The sequence below is a fragment of the Pseudonocardia parietis genome (genome assembly GCF_017876315.1).
Classification (GTDB): Bacteria; Actinomycetota; Actinomycetes; order Mycobacteriales; family Pseudonocardiaceae; genus Pseudonocardia; species Pseudonocardia parietis.
In genome coordinates this window covers 1,432,439-1,448,511 of sequence record NZ_JAGINU010000001.1, presented here as the reverse complement: position 1 = coordinate 1,448,511, position 16,073 = coordinate 1,432,439, and the positions used below count along the sequence as shown (strand labels likewise).

The 16,073-nt window shown below is 73.2% G+C and carries 16 protein-coding genes; 4 read left to right on the top strand and 12 right to left on the bottom strand.

The window, feature by feature from the left end; translation table 11 throughout:
* Positions 1 to 16: 16 nt before the first annotated feature.
* The 8 genes from nuoE to JOF36_RS06870 form a co-directional block, all read right to left on the bottom strand.
* Positions 17 to 847: an NADH-quinone oxidoreductase subunit NuoE gene (gene nuoE / locus JOF36_RS06905; RefSeq protein ID WP_210025569.1), complete on the bottom strand. Its 831-nt coding sequence runs from the start codon at positions 845 to 847 to the stop codon at positions 17 to 19.
* On the bottom strand, positions 844 to 2,175 hold the full coding sequence (locus JOF36_RS06900) for an NADH-quinone oxidoreductase subunit D (protein WP_210025568.1): 1,332 nt from the start codon (positions 2,173 to 2,175) through the stop codon (positions 844 to 846). Before JOF36_RS06900 ends, nuoE begins: the two co-directional genes overlap by 4 nt.
* Positions 2,172 to 2,987: an NADH-quinone oxidoreductase subunit C gene (locus JOF36_RS06895; protein WP_210025567.1), complete on the bottom strand. Its 816-nt coding sequence runs from the start codon at positions 2,985 to 2,987 to the stop codon at positions 2,172 to 2,174. Before JOF36_RS06895 ends, JOF36_RS06900 begins: the two co-directional genes overlap by 4 nt.
* Positions 2,984 to 3,688, bottom strand: a complete 705-nt coding sequence (locus JOF36_RS06890; protein ID WP_210025566.1) for a NuoB/complex I 20 kDa subunit family protein — start codon at positions 3,686 to 3,688, stop codon at positions 2,984 to 2,986. Before JOF36_RS06890 ends, JOF36_RS06895 begins: the two co-directional genes overlap by 4 nt.
* Before the next feature lies 1 nt (position 3,689).
* Positions 3,690 to 4,055, bottom strand: a complete 366-nt coding sequence (locus JOF36_RS06885; RefSeq protein ID WP_210025565.1) for an NADH-quinone oxidoreductase subunit A — start codon at positions 4,053 to 4,055, stop codon at positions 3,690 to 3,692.
* A gap of 335 nt (positions 4,056 to 4,390) precedes the next feature.
* Complete coding sequence (locus tag JOF36_RS06880; protein WP_210025564.1) at positions 4,391 to 5,083, bottom strand: demethylmenaquinone methyltransferase; 693 nt, start codon at positions 5,081 to 5,083, stop codon at positions 4,391 to 4,393.
* A gap of 22 nt (positions 5,084 to 5,105) precedes the next feature.
* Entirely contained in the window at positions 5,106 to 5,678 is a 573-nt protein-coding gene (locus tag JOF36_RS06875; protein ID WP_210025563.1) for a hypothetical protein, read from the bottom strand.
* Positions 5,679 to 5,875: 197 nt separating this feature from the next.
* Positions 5,876 to 7,033, bottom strand: coding sequence for a glycosyltransferase family 4 protein (locus JOF36_RS06870; protein ID WP_210025562.1), 1,158 nt, complete (start codon positions 7,031 to 7,033; stop codon positions 5,876 to 5,878).
* Positions 7,034 to 7,209: 176 nt separating this feature from the next.
* Between JOF36_RS06870 and JOF36_RS06865 the strand changes: the two genes are divergently transcribed.
* Entirely contained in the window at positions 7,210 to 8,028 is an 819-nt protein-coding gene (locus JOF36_RS06865) for an inositol monophosphatase family protein (protein ID WP_210025561.1), read from the top strand.
* 2 nt (positions 8,029 to 8,030) lie between these two features.
* On the opposite strand, the gene JOF36_RS06860 is transcribed toward JOF36_RS06865, so the two are convergent.
* Positions 8,031 to 8,507, bottom strand: a complete 477-nt coding sequence (locus JOF36_RS06860) for a DUF3592 domain-containing protein (protein ID WP_210025560.1) — start codon at positions 8,505 to 8,507, stop codon at positions 8,031 to 8,033.
* Positions 8,508 to 8,615: 108 nt separating this feature from the next.
* On the opposite strand from JOF36_RS06860, the gene JOF36_RS06855 reads away from it, so the two are divergent.
* Positions 8,616 to 9,866, top strand: coding sequence for an isochorismate synthase (locus tag JOF36_RS06855; RefSeq protein WP_210025559.1), 1,251 nt, complete (start codon positions 8,616 to 8,618; stop codon positions 9,864 to 9,866).
* Positions 9,867 to 10,033: 167 nt separating this feature from the next.
* On the opposite strand, the gene JOF36_RS06850 is transcribed toward JOF36_RS06855, so the two are convergent.
* Positions 10,034 to 10,270: a hypothetical protein gene (locus tag JOF36_RS06850; protein ID WP_210025558.1), complete on the bottom strand. Its 237-nt coding sequence runs from the start codon at positions 10,268 to 10,270 to the stop codon at positions 10,034 to 10,036.
* A 431-nt stretch (positions 10,271 to 10,701) separates the two neighbouring features.
* Here JOF36_RS06850 and JOF36_RS06845 point away from each other — a divergent pair, with 431 nt between their 5' ends.
* Complete coding sequence (locus tag JOF36_RS06845) at positions 10,702 to 12,018, top strand: HNH endonuclease signature motif containing protein (protein WP_210025557.1); 1,317 nt, start codon at positions 10,702 to 10,704, stop codon at positions 12,016 to 12,018.
* A 40-nt stretch (positions 12,019 to 12,058) separates the two neighbouring features.
* Here the strand turns inward: JOF36_RS06845 and menD are convergent, their stop codons facing one another.
* Positions 12,059 to 13,735 carry a 2-succinyl-5-enolpyruvyl-6-hydroxy-3-cyclohexene-1-carboxylic-acid synthase gene (gene menD / locus JOF36_RS06840; protein WP_210025556.1) on the bottom strand — a complete coding sequence of 559 codons (1,677 nt, stop codon included), beginning with the start codon at positions 13,733 to 13,735 and terminating at the stop codon, positions 12,059 to 12,061.
* A 64-nt stretch (positions 13,736 to 13,799) separates the two neighbouring features.
* A complete protein-coding gene (locus JOF36_RS06835; RefSeq protein ID WP_210025555.1) occupies positions 13,800 to 14,528 on the bottom strand; it encodes a PIG-L deacetylase family protein in 729 nt (242 codons plus the stop codon).
* A gap of 256 nt (positions 14,529 to 14,784) precedes the next feature.
* Here JOF36_RS06835 and JOF36_RS06830 point away from each other — a divergent pair, with 256 nt between their 5' ends.
* On the top strand, positions 14,785 to 16,059 hold the full coding sequence (locus JOF36_RS06830) for an MFS transporter (RefSeq protein ID WP_210035225.1): 1,275 nt from the start codon (positions 14,785 to 14,787) through the stop codon (positions 16,057 to 16,059).
* The last annotated feature ends 14 nt before the right edge of the window (positions 16,060 to 16,073 follow it).

Here is a 16,073-nt window from a genome sequence, read left to right as displayed (position 1 = left end):
GGGAGAGGTCATGGGATCACTTCTTCTCCGGTAGCGCGGGCATCACCGGGGGCAGGGCCGGCATCGCCGGGGCGGTCCAGCCGTTCTCCTCGGCCAGCCGGGCACCGCGGACCGACTCGATCGCCGACGACGGCCCCTCGACGCGGGCCGTCTCGTCGACCGGGGCGGCCTCGTCGGTGAAGCCGGCCAGCTCCAGCTCGACCGTGCGCAGGTCGGTCAGCGGCGCCCCGCGCGTGGGCTGCGGCCGCTCGCCGCTGCGCAGCGCGTCCACCAGCTCGACCGCGGAGTCGACCGTCTGGTTGTCGAAGTACTCGTAGTTGACCTGCAGCACCGGCGCGAGGTCGCAGGCCGCGAGGCACTCGGCGTGCTCCAGGGTGATCGACCCCGTCGTGCCGGGCTCCCCGGCGGTCTCCTCGTGACCGAGCGGACGGTCGGCGGAGCCGAGGTGGGTGCGCAACCGCGCGTAGATGTCGTCACCGCCCAGCGCCGCACACAGCGTGTTGGTGCAGACGCTGACCAGGTGCTCGCCGCAGGGGCTGCGCTTGTACATCGTGTAGAACGTCGCCACCGCGGAGACCTCGGCCGTGCTCAGCCCGAGCGCCTCGGCGCAGTACCGGATCCCGTTCTGGCTGACGTGGCCCTCGACCGACTGCACCAGGTGCAGCAGCGGGAGCAGCGCGGAGCGGGACTGCGGGTACAGGGAGATGATCTCCTTGGTCCGCGCCCGGGTGAGCTCGTCGAAGACCGGGGAGACCGGCGACGGCTCCGGCGGCGCAGCGAACTCGCGCTCGACCGGCGTGACGTGCGCCGGCGCGTTGGCCTCGGGATTGCCCTCGGGGAGGGTCATCGGTCGCAACCTCCCATCACGGGATCGATCGACGCGACGGCCGCGATGACGTCGGCGATCTGGCCGCCCTCGCTCATCGCGGGCATCGTCTGCAGGTTCACGAAGCTGGGGTCGCGCAGGTGGACGCGGACCGGGCGGGTACCGCCGTCCGAGACCAGGTGCGCGCCGAGCTCGCCGCGGGGGGACTCGACGGCCGCGTAGGCCTGCCCGGGCGGGACCGAGAAGCCCTCGGTCACCAGCTTGAAGTGGTGGATCAGCGATTCCATCGACTGACTCATGATCTTGCGGACGTGCTCGAGGGTGTTGCCCATGCCGTCGCTGCCGATCGACAGCTGCGCCGGCCAGGCGACCTTCGGGTCGTCGACCATGACCCGGCCGGGCCCGGTCTCGTCGAGCTTGGTCAGCGCCTGCTCCATGAGCTGCAGCGACTCGTGGATCTCGGCGACGCGCAGCTTGTAGCGGGCGTAGCAGTCGGCCTCGGTGGCCGTGGGGACCTCGAACTCGTACTCGTCGTAGACCGAGTACGGCATGTGCTTGCGCAGGTCCCAGGCCAGGCCGGCCGCCCGCAGGATCGGACCGGACGCCCCGAGTGCGAGGCAGCCGTCGACGGGCAGGTACCCGACGCCCTCCAGCCGCTGGCGCCAGATCGGCTGCCCGGTGAGCAGCTTGTCGTAGTCGGGCATCCGGGTGTTCATGACCTTCAGGAACGCCCGGACCTTCTCGGCGTAGTCGGCGGGCAGGTCCTGGGCCAGGCCGCCGGGCCGGATGAACGCGTGGTTCATCCGCAGCCCGGTCAGGTCCTCGAGCAGGTGCAGGACCTCCTCCCGCTCGCGGAAGCCGGAGGTCATGCCGGTCAGTGCGCCGAGCTCCATCCCGCCGGTGGCCAGCGCCACCAGGTGCGAGCCGATCCGGTTCAGCTCCATGAGCAGCACCCGGATGTGCTCGGCGCGGCGCGGCACCTCGATCCCGAGGAGCTTCTCGATCGCCATGCAGTAGGCGGCCTCGTTGAACAGCGGGGACAGGTAGTCCGCGCGGGTCACGAACGTGACCCCCTGGGTCCAGGTCCGGTACTCGCAGTTCTTCTCGATGCCGGTGTGCAGGTACCCGATCACCGGCCGGCCCTGGGTGACGGTCTCGCCCTCGAGCTCGAGGATCAGCCGCAGCACGCCGTGCGTGGACGGGTGCTGCGGGCCCATGTTGATGACGATGCGGTCCTCGTGGGCCGCGTCCATCAGGGAGTCCCAGTCGCCGCCGGTGACCGTGTAGACGGTGCCCTCGGTCGTCGGACGGCCGGGCGCGGCGTACGGATCCTGCTGCGAGGTGGTCACGAGTAGGCCCTCCGCTCATCGGGCGGTGGAATCTCCGCGCCCTTGTACTCCACGGGGATGCCACCGAGCGGGTAGCTCTTGCGCTGGGGGTGGCCGTCCCAGTCGTCCGGCATGAGGATCCGGGTGAGCGCCGGGTGGCCGTCGAAGACGACGCCGAACATGTCCCAGGTCTCGCGCTCGTGCCAGTCCGCGGTGGGGTACACGTCGACGACGCTGTCGACGTGCAGGTTCTCGATGTCCATGGCGACCTCGAGCCGGATGCGGCGCCGGTAGGTCATGGACAGCAGGTGGTAGGTGACGTGCAGCGGCCGGTCGACCGGCGAGCCGTCCGGCGCCGAGTAGTCCACACCGGACACCGACGAGCAGAACTCGAAGCGCAGGGCGGGGTCGTCACGCATCGTGCGGGCGACCGCGTTCAGCTTCGCGGGCTGCACGTAGAGGGTCATCTCGTCCCGGTCGATCGTCACCTGCTCGATCGCGTCCCGCGGGATCGACCGCTCGTCCAGCGCGGCACCCAGCTCGTCGGCGAACTCGTCGAACCAGCCGCCGAACGGCCGCTCGGCCGGTGCCGGGGCGTGGCCGGGCAGTCGCAGCCCGCCGTAGCCGGAGGTGTCGCCGCTGCCGCGGACGCCGAACATGCCCGACCGGGTCCGGGTCTCGGTGATACGGGCGGCGGGCCGGACGCCGGCCAGCGCGTCCTCACCGCCGCGGGCCCGCTGCTGCTCCAGCGCGGCCCCGCTCACCTCGGACGACGAGTGCTCGCCGCCGGTGGGCTCGGCGTCATCCTTGGAGGTGCCGGAAGGCTCGGTCACTGCTGCTCCCCCCTCGCGGCGTCGGCCAGCGACGGCAGCTCGTGCTTCTCACCGGCTGCCAGCGCGTTCGTGGCCGACCTCGGCTGCGCGCCGGGCTCGAGGTAGTTCGGGACGTCCGGCGTGGGCGTGTGCTTCAGCGCGTCGAGGCGCTTGTGCTTCGGCGCGAACTTCACCGACGACGGCACCATCGGCGTCCGGTACCCGGACTCGGCCAGCTCCGCGGCCCGCTTCGGGCCGAGCGGCTCGTCGGAGATCTTGGCGTGGATCTTGAGGATCGCGTCCATGAGCATCTCCGGCCGTGGCGGGCAGCCCGGCAGGTACATGTCCACCGGCACGACGTGGTCGACGCCCTGCACGATCGCGTAGTTGTTGAACATGCCGCCCGAGCTGGCGCAGACGCCCATCGCCAGCACCCAGCGCGGCTCCGGCATCTGGTCGTAGATCTGGCGCAGGACCGGCGCCATCTTGTTGCTCACCCGGCCCGCGACGATCATCAGGTCGGCCTGGCGCGGTGACGCCCGGAAGACCTCCATGCCGAAGCGGGCGAGGTCGTAGCGCGGTGCGCCGGTGGTCATCATCTCGATGGCGCAGCAGGCCAGGCCGAACGTGGCAGGCCAGAGCGACGACTTCCGGGTCCAGTTGACCAGCTTCTCGACGCTGGTCAGCAGGACACCGCTGGGCAGGTTCTCCTCGAGTCCCATGTCAGCTCCACTCCAGCCCGCCGCGCCGCCATTCGTAGGCGTACGCAAAAGCGATGGTGGCGATGTAGAGCGTGATGGCCACGAACCCGAACACACCGACCGCGTCTGCGATGACGGCGTACGGGTACATGAACACCAGCTCGATGTCGAAAAGGATGAACAGCATCGCCGTGAGGTAGTAGGCGACCGGGATGCGACCGCCACCGACGATCGGCTGCGGCGACGGCTCGATGCCGCACTCGTAGGAGTCCAGCTTCGCCCGGTTGAACCGGCGGGGCCCGATGAGCGGCGCGGCGGCGACGGAGAACACCGCGAAGCCCGCTGCCAACGCGAACAGCAGGACGAGCGGGAGATAGGCATCGAGCATCCGTACACCTTCGTAGTCGCGCGGCCACCGACGTCGGTGGTGATCGACAGGCCGGTCGGACGGACCTTATGTCCGCCACCGTGTGACGAAGAACCCAGGCGAGCCTTACCTGAGGAAGGACACAGATCACCTGTGATCCACATCAGTGCTGGTCGAGCCCTTCTGCCCGGCATGTCGATCACCACGCTTGTGAAAAACTTCACGAACGTCGTGTGTGAGTGTAGGACGTGCGGCCGACCCGGGGCCATCCACCCGTCTCGGAACCCCGGAACCGTTGCGGCACAGCAGAACGCCCGCACGTCCGGTCGGACGTGCGGGCGTTCGCGAGAGGGGGTTCAGGCGGGTTTGCGGGCCCGGTGCAGGGCGACGGCGCCGACCGTCAGATTTCGCCAGGCGGCCTGCTCCCACCCGGCGTCGACGATCTTCCGGGCCAGCGCGGGCTGGTCCGGCCAGTCCCGGATCGACTCGGCGAGGTACAGGTACGCCTCGGGGTTCGAGGAGACGGTCCGGGCGACCGCGGGCAGCACGTGCCCGAGCACGGCGCCCTGGTAGAGCAGGCGGAACGGCGCCCAGGTCGGCGTCGAGAACTCGCAGACGACCAGGCGGCCGCCGGGGCGGGTGACCCGGGCCATCTCGCGCAGCCCGGCCACGGTGTCGCTGACGTTGCGCAGGCCGAAGGAGATCGTCACGGCGTCGAAGGAGCCGTCGGCGAACGGGAGGTGCAGCGCGTCGGCGGCGACCTTCGGGACGTCGCGGTGCGCGCCGGCGTGCAGCATCCCGAGGGAGAAGTCGGCGGCGACGCACCGGGCGCCGTCCTTGGCGAGCTCGACGGTGGACACGGCGGTGCCCGCGGCGAGATCGAGGACCCGCTCCCCCGGCTGCAGCGCGAGTGCCCGGCGGGTCTGGGTCCGCCAGTAGCGGTCCTGCCCGCCGGACAGCGCGGTGTTGGTCAGGTCGTAGCGCCGGGCCACGCCGTCGAACATGCGGGCGACGTCGTGCGGGTCCTTGTCGAGCTCGGCGCGGGACACGGGGCGAGCCTACGCGGGCTGCTCAGACGCCGAACTGCTCCCGCAGGACCACGCGCAACCCCGCCAGATACTCGGCACGCACCCGCGCGGCGGTCGCGGGCCACTCGTGCGACGGGGTGCTGACGCCGGTGCCGGGCCCGGTGAACGCATCCATGCCGTGCAGGGCGATCCAGCGGTGGTCGTAGTCGTGCGGGGCCGTCCGGTCCCAGGCGATCCCCCGGACCGCGGCGCGCCGGACCCGGGCCGGGTCGGCGAACGCCCACCGGTTCACCGGCTCGCCGAACCGGTCGCGCAGGACCCCCAGCGCCCCGGCCGCCGTCGGGTCGGTGCACCGGGTCGCGTCGAACCGGGCCCGGACCTGGCCGGCGTAGAACCACGCCGCGGCGTCGGGCATGTCGCCGGCGGCCACCAGGTTCTCGGACAGGGCGTAGAGCACCGGTGGCGGTACCCGGTGCGGCGCGGCCAGGACCTCGGCCGCCGCCGACGCGCGGGTGGCGGGACTGCGGTCGAGGAGGCGGCGGATCAGCGCGACGGCCCCCGAGGTGTCCACCCCGGCGAGCTCGCCCTGCGGTTCGACGACGACGGTCGTGTTCATGCGGGTCAGGGTCGTCCGCCGCCGCCGGTCACGGATCCGCACGACTACGCATGACCACGTTCTCCGGCGTCGCGGGATCGACGGTGGTCGTCGGCCCGTACCTCTCGTCGTCGCGCAGCTCCCGCCCGGCACCTCGCGACGGCCCCCGCACCCTGCGACGGTGACGTCGCGTGTCCCGTCAGGCCGCGCGTGTTCGGTCAGGCCGCGATCCGGTCGGGGACCGGGTGGAGCACCTGCGCGTAGTGCGCGAGCAGCTCGTCACCGACCGCGGTCCAGGTGCGGCGCAGCACCGACTGCCGCGCGGCGGCGCCGAACGCGCGGTTGCGGTCCGGTACGCAGAGCGCGGCGACGGCGGCGACCAGCTCGCGGTCGGCCTCGTCGGTCGCCGGGTCGCCGGGCTCGCCCCCTTCCGGCCGGGGCGCGACGAGGTAGCCCGTGCGGCCGTCGAGGACGAGATCACGCGGACCGCCCGCGTCCGGCGCGACGACCGGGATCCCGGAGGCCAACGCCTCCTGCACCGCCTGGCAGAACGTCTCCGCCTGCCCGGTGTGGACGAACACGTCGAGGCTGGCGTAGATCTCGGCGAGCTCGTCGCCGCCCCGGTGGCCGAGAAACGCCGCCGAGGGCAGCCGCTCCCGCAGCCCCTCGGCGCTGGGCCCGTCGCCGACGACGACCAGCCGCGTCCCCGGCACGTCACCCAGCACGGCGAGGCGTTCGACCTGCTTCTCCGGGGCTAGCCGGCCGACGAACCCGACCAGCCGCTCGCCGTCCGGGGCCAGCCGGGCGCGCAGCGCGGCACTGCGCCGCGACGGGGTGAACCGCCGGGTGTCGACACCGCGGGCCCACTGGTGCACCCGTGGGACGCCGCGGTCGCGCAACGCGCCCGTGGCCCAGCTGGACGGTGCGAGCGTGCGGTCGGCCATCGAGTGCAGCCGGCAGGTCCAGCGCCAGGCCGCCCGGGCGGTCAGGCCGAGGCCGTAGGCGGAGGCGAACCCGGCGACGTCGGTCTGGTAGATCGCGACCGTCGGGATGCCCAGCCGCCGGGCGGCGGCGAGCCCCCGCGCGCCGACGACGAACGGCGCGGCGAGATGCACGACGTCCGGCCGGAACGCGCGCAGCGCGGTGAGTACCCGGCGGCTCGGGACCCCGACCGGCATCGAGTTGACCACCGGGAGCCCGACGGCGGGGATCCGGACGACCGGGACGCCGTCGTACTCGGTGGGCTCGCCGGTCCCGGGTGCGATCACGAGGACGTCGTGGCCGCCCGCGCGCAGGTGCTCGCACACCCGCAGCACCGAGTTGGTGACGCCGTTGACCACCGGCAGGAAGCATTCCGAGACGATTGCGACGCGCACGGCCCGACAGTGCTCGGAGCGGGACGCCGGGCCGGGTCCACGGTGTGAGCAGCCGCCCAACCCTCGGCGAACATCGGGTGGGAGCCGACCGGCGCTGCACGAGTTGGCGCTCCCGGCACGGGAGTGTCACCTCGCGGTCGCGATCGGGTCATCCCCCGCCCGGAGACTCGGTGCGTATGACGGCCGCCCCGCACACCACCCGATCCGCCCGCCCGGTGGACCCGGCGTTGCTCTCGCACGCCCTGGAGACGGCGGGCCGGCTGGCCAACGACGCCGCCGAGGTGATCACCGCGACGCTCGGCCGGGAGCACGCCGACGCGCCCGGCCACGCGGTGAAGGCGAACCCGTTCGACTGGGTCACCGACACCGACCGGACCCTGGAGCGGCACACCCGCCGGGTGCTGGCCGCGGAGTTCCCCGGCTGCCCGGTCGTCGGCGAGGAGTACGGCGCCGACAGCGGAGCGGCGCAGGCACCGATGCGGTGGGTCGTGGACCCGGTGGACGGCACCGCCAACTTCGTCGCCGGGCTGCCGTGGTGCGCGTACAGCCTGGCCCTGGTGGACGGCGACGGGCCGGCGGTGGGCGTCGTGGCCGACCCGGGGCGCGGGCAGATCTACGCTGCGGCCCGCGGGCGCGGGTTCCGGGCCAACGGCGTCCCGGTGCCGCCGTCCCGCGCGTCCCGGCTGGCCGGGTCGCTGGTGTGCGCCGAGGACCCGGACGACGGCTTCCTCGCTCGCTGCAAGGCCGCGCACGCGGGGGTACGGGTGCTCGGGTCGGCCGCGCTGGCGATCACCCAGGTCGCGCTGGGGCACGCCGTCGCGGCGGTCCTGACCCGCTACCACGAGTGGGACGTCGCGGGCGCGCTGTGCCTGGCCTCCGAGGCCGGTGCGCTGGTCCTGGACCGGGACGGCCACGCCGCACCGATGCCCGAGGACGGGCTGCTCGTCGTGGCTCCGCAGGTGGCCGCGGAGGTGTGCGCGCTCTGGCGGTCGTGAGCTCAGGACGCGCGGTCGCGACGGCGGCGCAGCGCCACCGACGCCGGGCCGAGGATCACCCAGACCGCCGCGATGCCGCCCGCGACCGGCAGGATCCCGTCGACCGCCGTCCGGCCGGCGACCCGGACCCGGGTCGGCTCGGTGGTGTCGTACTCGACGTAGATGTTCTGCCCCGGGGTGAGACCGGCCGGGTAGTAGATCCCGGATCCGGGCGTCTGCAGGCGGCCCTCGTCGTCGACGAAGCGGACGACCGAGCGCCAGTAGTTCGAGCCCTCGAGCACGGTGGCCGCGGTGGTGGCTCGGTTGCTGCCGATCCGGGCGTCGTCGAGGAAGGCGCCGCCGAGCGCGATCAGGGCGAGCAGGGTGATCGTGACCCCGACACCGGCGACGATCTCGGGCACGCGGTAGCGCACCCGCCCGAGGATGCGGCCCGCCGCGGCCCGGGTCTCGGTCAGCACGTCGCCCGTCGGACTGGTCACGGCGACCGATTCTAGGGAGCCGCCCGGGCCCGCCCCGCCACCCGGGTGTGTCCGGTGCCTCGCCACCGGGGCACCGCGGGACCGCGGCGGGTTGCCTACTCTCGAGGTGTGACTGTCGCACCGGCCACCACCGCGCTGCGCGTCCGCACCCGCCCGCTGCGGCTCGACGGGCCGCTGCTGGACGTGCTGCCCGGCGACTCGGGCGCCCTGTCCTGGGTGCGTGGTGACGAGGGCCTGGTCGGCTGGGGCGAGGTCGCCCGGTTCACCGGTTCCGGCCCCGAACGGTTCGCCGAGGCGGACCGCTGGTGGCGCTCCCTGGTGGGCGGCATGGACACCGGCTCCTACCGGGACGACGTCGGGCTGCCCGGCACCGGCGCCATCGCGTTCGCGTCCTTCACCTTCGACGGCGCCTCGGCCGGCTCGGTGCTGGTCGTGCCCCGGGTGGTCGTCGGGCGGCGCGGGCACAGGGCCTGGATCACCGAGATCACCCCGGCCGACGAGCCGGTGCCCGCCGCAACGCTGCCCGCACCGGCGCCGGTCCGGGCCGGGGGCCGGCTGCGCTACGCCGACGGCGAGGTCCCCGCCCACCGCTACCGGGGCACCGTCACCGAGGCGGTCCGCCGGATGCGCGCCGGGGAGCTGCAGAAGGTCGTCCTGGCCCACGACCTGCTCGCGCACGCCGACTCGCCGCTGGATCCGCGGTTCCTGCTGCACGGTCTGGCCCAGCGCTATCCGACCTGCTGGAGCTTCGCCGTCGACGGCCTGGTCGGCGCGACCCCGGAGCTGCTGCTGCGGCTCGACGGCCGGACCGTGGAGTCCCGGGTGCTCGCGGGCACGATGTGGCCCTCGGGCGGCACGGACGTGGGGGCCGCGCTCGCCGGATCCGCGAAGGACCTGCGCGAGCACGCCTACGCCGTCGACTCGCTCGCCGCATCGCTGCGGCCGCTGGTCGCCGACCTGCAGGTGCCCGAGACCCCTTCGGTGCTGACCCTGCCGAACGTGTCGCACCTGGCCAGCGACGTCCGCGCACGGCTCGACCCGGCGCGGCCCACCTCGCTGCTGACCCTGCTCGGGGCGGTGCACCCGACCGCGGCCGTCGGTGGGACACCGACCCCGCACGCGACCGCGCTCATCAGCGAGATCGAGGGCCTCGACCGCGGCCGCTACTCCGGACCCGTCGGTTACGTCGACGCCGACGGCGGTGGGGAGGTCGGCATCGCACTGCGCTGCGCGGAGCTGGACGGGCCGACGGCGCGGCTGTTCGCCGGGTGCGGGATCGTCTCCGACTCCGACCCGGACGCCGAGGTGCGCGAGGCCGCCGCCAAGATGCGCGCCGTCCGCGACGCCCTGGCCGGCTGAGCCCCGCTACCCCCTCCGCCCCGGCCCCGGTTCCCCGCTCCCGCTCCCGCTCCCGCCGGGGCCCAGCCGCAGCAGCCGCTGCGAGATCGGCAGACAACACGCAGCGGGGTCGGCAGGCACGCAGCGAGATCGGCGGTGCTGGTCGCACCGGTGCGGGTGGTGGGGAACTACCGCACCTGCTGGGCGCGGAGGGTGGCCAGCATCGTGGCCGCGACGTCGCGGACCTGGGCGCAGGTGGTCTCGACGGTGTGCTGCTGCAGTGCCGCGCCCCGTGGGCTGACCTGCAGCTGAGCGCGGAGTGAGGCGTTGTCGGCGACGTCCAGGACGACCTGACAGAACGGAAGGCCGGTCCCCTGGGCCGGCGGCGAGCTCTGGACACCGCCGAACGCTGCGACGACGACCACCTGCGGCGCCGGCTCCGTGCCGATCGCGGCAGATGTGTGCCGGTCGAATGTCTGCAGGTTGTCACCAAGGCCGTCGTTGCTCGACCAGGTGCATCCACGAGAAGACCCGCCGTGGCTCGTTCCGGGGCGCCCGGTGAGGGGCACGTGCGAGTAGTTCGATCTCGCGGCAAGCGCGCTGGTGTGCCCCTGGTGGAGCAGCCGGGCCGTGCCCGGGCGGGGCCTGACCCTCGAGGGGCACGTGCGGGTAGTTCGATCTCGCGGCAAGTGCGCTCCCGTGCCCCTGGTGGTGCCGCGGTCGCGGCGAGGTCCGGTCGCCCGAATGTTTCCGCTCGAAAACCATTCGTCGACCAACAAAGCATCCCCGAATACCGGTACCCGCGATTGCGCAGAAAAGAGTGACATCGAACGCCTGTTCGGCTAGAATGAGACAGGTGACCGCAGTCCACGAACCCCTGCTCCCCGACACCTTCCCGGGTGCCGGAGAGCCCGGGTTCCCGCAGGTCGACCTCACGCTGATGCAGCTGGTCATCGAGCAGGCCGCCACCGCCGACGCGGAAACGTGCACCGAAGCCGAACTGATCGACCAGATCCAACAGATCGAATCACTACAGAACTCCCTCGCCGCATTGCAGGCGAACCGCATTCGCGCATTCGCCCGCGCCCACGTGAGCGCACGGATATCCGCCGGTGTCGTCGAACCCGAGAAACTCGAACGAGCAGCAGTCGCCCAGATCGCGCTCGCCTGCCGGGTGTCCCCGACCGAAGGCCGCTCCCGGCTACGGGTCGCGCGTGACCTGCGCGAAGGACTCGACCACGTCCGCGCCCTGTTCGTCGCCGGCGAGCTGAGCCGGGACAAGGTCTCCGCGATCGTCACCGCGACCACGGACCTCGACCACGACGAACGGGCCACGATCGACGCCCGGCTCGCCACCCACGACTTACCCCGGCTCGGGACCGGACGACTGCGCGACCTGACCCGCCGACTGGTCGCCGAGATCGCCCCGCAGAAGTTCACGGCCCGCGTCGACGCCGCCCGCGCCCAGCGGCGGGTCACCCTGCGCCCCGCGCCGGACGCGATGACCTACCTGACCGCGTACCTGCCGGTCGAGGAAGGCGTCGCGTGCCTGGCCGCGCTGCGCAAAGCATTCGTCGACGTGTCGGTGGACCCGGCGCCACTGACCCGCACCCGCGGGCAGGTCATGGCCGACACATTGGTCGAGCGGGTCACCGGGAAGGCCACCGCCACCGACATCGACCTCGAAGTCCAGGTCATGGTCCCGGTCGAGGCGCTGATCGACCCGGACAGCCCACTACCCGCCGAGATCCCCGGCCACGGCCCGATCCCGGTCGACCTACTGGCCACCAGCACCGGCCAGAAGGCACTACGGCGGCTATTCACCCGGAACGGCATCGTGATCGGCGGCGAATCCCGGCAACGATTCTTCACCGGCCTGCTGGCCGAACTCCTCAAGGCCCGCGCCCGACATCGGTGCACCGAGCCCTACTGCGACGCACCCGTCCGGCACCTCGACCACATCGACCGCGCGACCGACCACGGACCCACCGAACTCGACAACGGCCGCGCCACCTGCGAGTTCCACAACCACGTCCGCGAACAACCCGGATGGTCGGTCAAGCGCACAACCGAAGGCGTGCGCACCACGACACCCACCGGCCACTCCTACCTCGCACCCGAGGAAGCGGCACCGGCGACACTCGAAGACCGACACGAGAGTCAACGGGAGTGAGGAGCCACAGACACCACCACGATCCGCCGTGGGGCCGCAGTCAGGCCAGGGCGGCCAGGAGGGCGCGGCGCACCGCTGCGTGGGTGTCGCGCAGGTCGGCGCGGGTCGCGGCGACGCGGACCAGGCGCCGGCCGGAGCCCCGGCGGGCCGCCAGCTCGGCGGGGTCACCGCTCCAGTTCGTGGCGTGCCAGCCGGCCGATCGGGCCAGGCCGATCAGGTCGACGCCGGTCGGGGTCCCGAAGACCCGCTCGAAGGCGTGCGCGTGCTCGGGCCCGCCCTGCTCGAGCAGGTGGAAGATGCCGCCGCCGTCGTCGTCGAGCACCACCACGGTCAGATCGGGTCGCCGTTCCGACGAGCCGCCGATCAGGCCCGTCGTGTCGTGCAGCAGCGTGAGGTCGCCGAGCAGCAGCGCGGTCGGGCCGTCGTGCGCGAGCGCGGCGCCGACGGCCGTCGACACGGTCCCGTCGATACCGGCCACCCCGCGGTTGGAGCGGATCACCAGGCCGTCGCGGGGCACGGCGGCGAGCGCGACGTCGCGCACCGGGTTGGACGAGCCCAGCACCAGCTGCCCGCCGTCGGGCTGGACGCCGACCAGGTCCCGAGCCAGGCGCAGGCCCGGGGCGCCGTCGGCGGTGCCGTCGTCGAGCGCGGTGTCCAGGGCCTTCGCCGCGGCGCGGTCGGCAGCTCCCCAGGCCCAGGTCCAGTCGTCGGGCGGGGTGAGCGCGGGCAGCGCACCGACGGCACGGACGGTGCCCGGCACGTCGGTCCACGGGGCGCCGCGCGGGCCGGGATCGGCGTACACGTCGACGTCCGGGTCGGCGAGCAGCGCGGACACCGAACGGTGCAGCGTCGGCCTGCCCAGCACGACGACCTGCGACGGGCGCAGCTCCGGCCGGTCGAGCAGCCAGGGACCACCGCGCAACGCATGCGGCCACCACACCGACGACGGCTCCGCGACCAGCGGGGCACCACCCAGCAGACCGGGGTCCGCGGCGGGCCCGCCGGACCCGCCGACCACCAGGGTGCGGGCCGCCGGATCGAGCGGTAGCGGCGGCAGCGTGCGCTCCGGCGCGGGCACCGCCGTCCATGCCGCACCATCCGGCCGGCCCCGCGGGACGTCGGGTCCGAGCAGGTCGGTCCCGCCGGGCGACGCGTCGGCGCCCTCGGGCACCAGCGGTTCGGCGTAGGGCAGGTCCAGGTGCACCGGGCCGGGCGCAGCCGATCCCGTCCCGGTCGCCGCGGCCAGCGCCCGGGCGACCGCGGCCCGCCAGCGCCGCACCTCGGTGTCGTCCACCGTGGCGGGCACCGCGAGCGAGCCCGACCAGCGCACGGTCGACCCGAACAGGCCGGCCTGCGCAATCGTCTGGCTGGCGCCGGTCCCGACCAGCTCGGGCGGCCGGTCCGCGGTGAAGGCGAGGAGCGGCACGCCCGCATGCGCGGACTCGAGCACGGCCGGGTGCAGGTTCGCCACCGCCGTCCCGGACGTCACGACCACCGGCACCGGCCGCCCGGACGCCAGCGACAGGCCCAGCGCGAGGAAGCCGGCCGAGCGCTCGTCGATCCGGACGTGCAGCCGGATCAGCCCGAGCGCCTCCGCCCGGGCCAGCGCCAACGCGGGGGGCGCGTTGCGCGAGCCCGGGCAGAGGACCACGTCGGTGACGCCTGCGCGGACCAGCTCGTCCACGAGGACGCGTGCCTGGGCGGTGGAGCCGTTCACGCCCTCAACAGTAGGAGCCCTGCGGCTCGTGCGTGAGAAGGAGGGTTCCGGTCCTCCTCCCCTGTCACGGGTGTAGCAGCTCGAAGGTCGCCGCCGCGGTCGAGCCGGGCAGGCGCTCGCCGGCCTCCTCGGCGGCCTCGCGCAGGAACACCGCCGGGTCGGCCATCGGTCCGGACAGTGCTGCCAGGTACCGCTCGTGCGCAACGAGCGACGCGATCGACGCCTCGACGTGCTCGGAGATGTCCACCGCGTGCCGCGCCCACGGCGACCCGGACAGGGCCACCCCCTGCACGCCGTCCCACCGGTCGCCACCGACGCCCGGGAAGATCCACCGGTTCGCGGCGTCGCGGACGGCGTCGATCACCGCTCGTCCGACAGCGACGTGGTCGGCCTGGTTGAGGTACCGGCCCTCGACGTCCCAGGACTCGCGGTGGTTCCCGGTGACGACGAGCTGCGGCCGGTGCCGCCGGATCGCCGCGGCGATGTCCCGGCGCAACGCCACCGAGTACTCGACCAGCCCGTCGGGGTGGTCGAGGAACTCGCACACCGACACCCCGACGACCGCGCACGCGGCCCGCTGCTCGGCCTCCCGGACGCGGGCGCACTCGTCGGGCCGCATGGTGTCGATCCCCGCCTCGCCCCGGGTCACGAGCAGGTAGGCGACCTGCTTACCCTGCGACGTCCAGCGCGCGACGGCGCCGGCCCCGCCGTACTCCATGTCGTCCGGGTGCGCGACCACGACCAGGATCCGGTCGGCGTCCTCGGGCAGCGGCAGGTAGTCCTCGTCGGCCATGCGGACCAGTCTGGCTCCGGACCCGCGCACGGTGTGTTGACAGCACGTCTCGATCGGGTCTCTGCTGTGGCCCCGAACCGGTGAACCCGGCGCCGGGCCGTCCTACCGTGGCGCGAACCGACAGCCAGTCTCACGATGGGGAGAGACCGTGTCCGACACGCACACCGGCGCCACCGCGCCGGATCCAGAAGGGTCCGGGAAGCCGGCCGCGTCCGACCGGCCGCACACGCCGATCGGACGCGTGGTCGCGGCGAGCATGCTGGGCACGACGGTCGAGTGGTACGACTACTTCCTCTACGGCGTCGCGGCGGCGCTGGTGTTCCCGCAGGTGTTCTTCCCGGGGTCGGACGACGCGACCGGCCTGCTGCTCTCGCTCGGCACCTTCGCGGTCGGCTTCATCGCCCGGCCGGTGGGCGGCCTGGTGTTCGGCCACTACGGCGACAAGATCGGGCGCAAGAAGCTGCTGGTCATCTCGCTGCTGATGATGGGCATGGCCACGTTCGCGATCGGCCTGCTGCCCGGCTACGCCACGATCGGTTTCGCCGCGCCCGCACTGCTGGTGCTGCTGCGCCTGATCCAGGGGTTCGCGCTCGGCGGCGAGTGGGGCGGCGCGGTGCTCATCGTGTCCGAGCACGGCAAGCCCGAACACCGTGGGTTCTGGGCGAGCTGGCCACAGGCAGGCGCACCGGGAGGGCAGCTGCTCGCGCAGGCGATGCTCGCGATCATGGCGCTGGTCCAGCCCGAGGAGCAGTTCTTGGCCTGGGGTTGGCGGATCCCGTTCCTGCTCTCCGCGGTGCTGGTGCTCATCGGCCTCTACGTGCGGCTCGCCGTCGAGGAGTCGCCGGTGTTCCGGGAGGCGCAGGTGAAGGCCACCGCCCGGGCCGCGGCCGGCGAGAAGGAGACGATGCCGATCATCAACGTCGTCCGGCAGTACCCGCGCGAGGTGCTGACGGCGATGGGCGCCCGGTTCGCCGAGAACGTCTCGTACTACATCTTCACGATCGTCATCGTGACCTACCTGCAGCAGCGGTTCGACATGCCGTCGTCCTTCGTGCTCGGCGCGGTGCTGATCGGTGCCGCCGTGCACCTGGTGACGATCCCGATGTGGGGCGCGGTGTCCGACCGGGTCGGCCGCAAGCCGGTGTACCTGTTCGGCGCCGCGGGCGTCGGCGTCTGGGCCTTCGTGTTCTTCTTCCTCGTCGACACCCGGAACTTCGCGCTGACCGCGGTGGCGGTGACCGTCGGGCTGGTGCTGCACGGCGCCATGTACGGCCCGCAGGCGGCGTTCCTGTCCGAGCTGTTCGGCACGAAGGTGCGCTACTCGGGCGTGTCGATCGGCTACCAGCTGGCCTCGGTGTTCGCGGGCGGCCTCGCCCCGGTGATCGCGGTGGCACTGCTGACCGCGACCGGGAGCGGGTACGCGATCGCCGCCTACATCGCGGCCAGCTCGGTCCTGACGATCATCGCCGTCGCCTCCTACTCCGAGACCCGCACGCGGCTGCTCGACGACGACGCCCTGCAGCGCAACTGAGCCCGGCGGCGTAG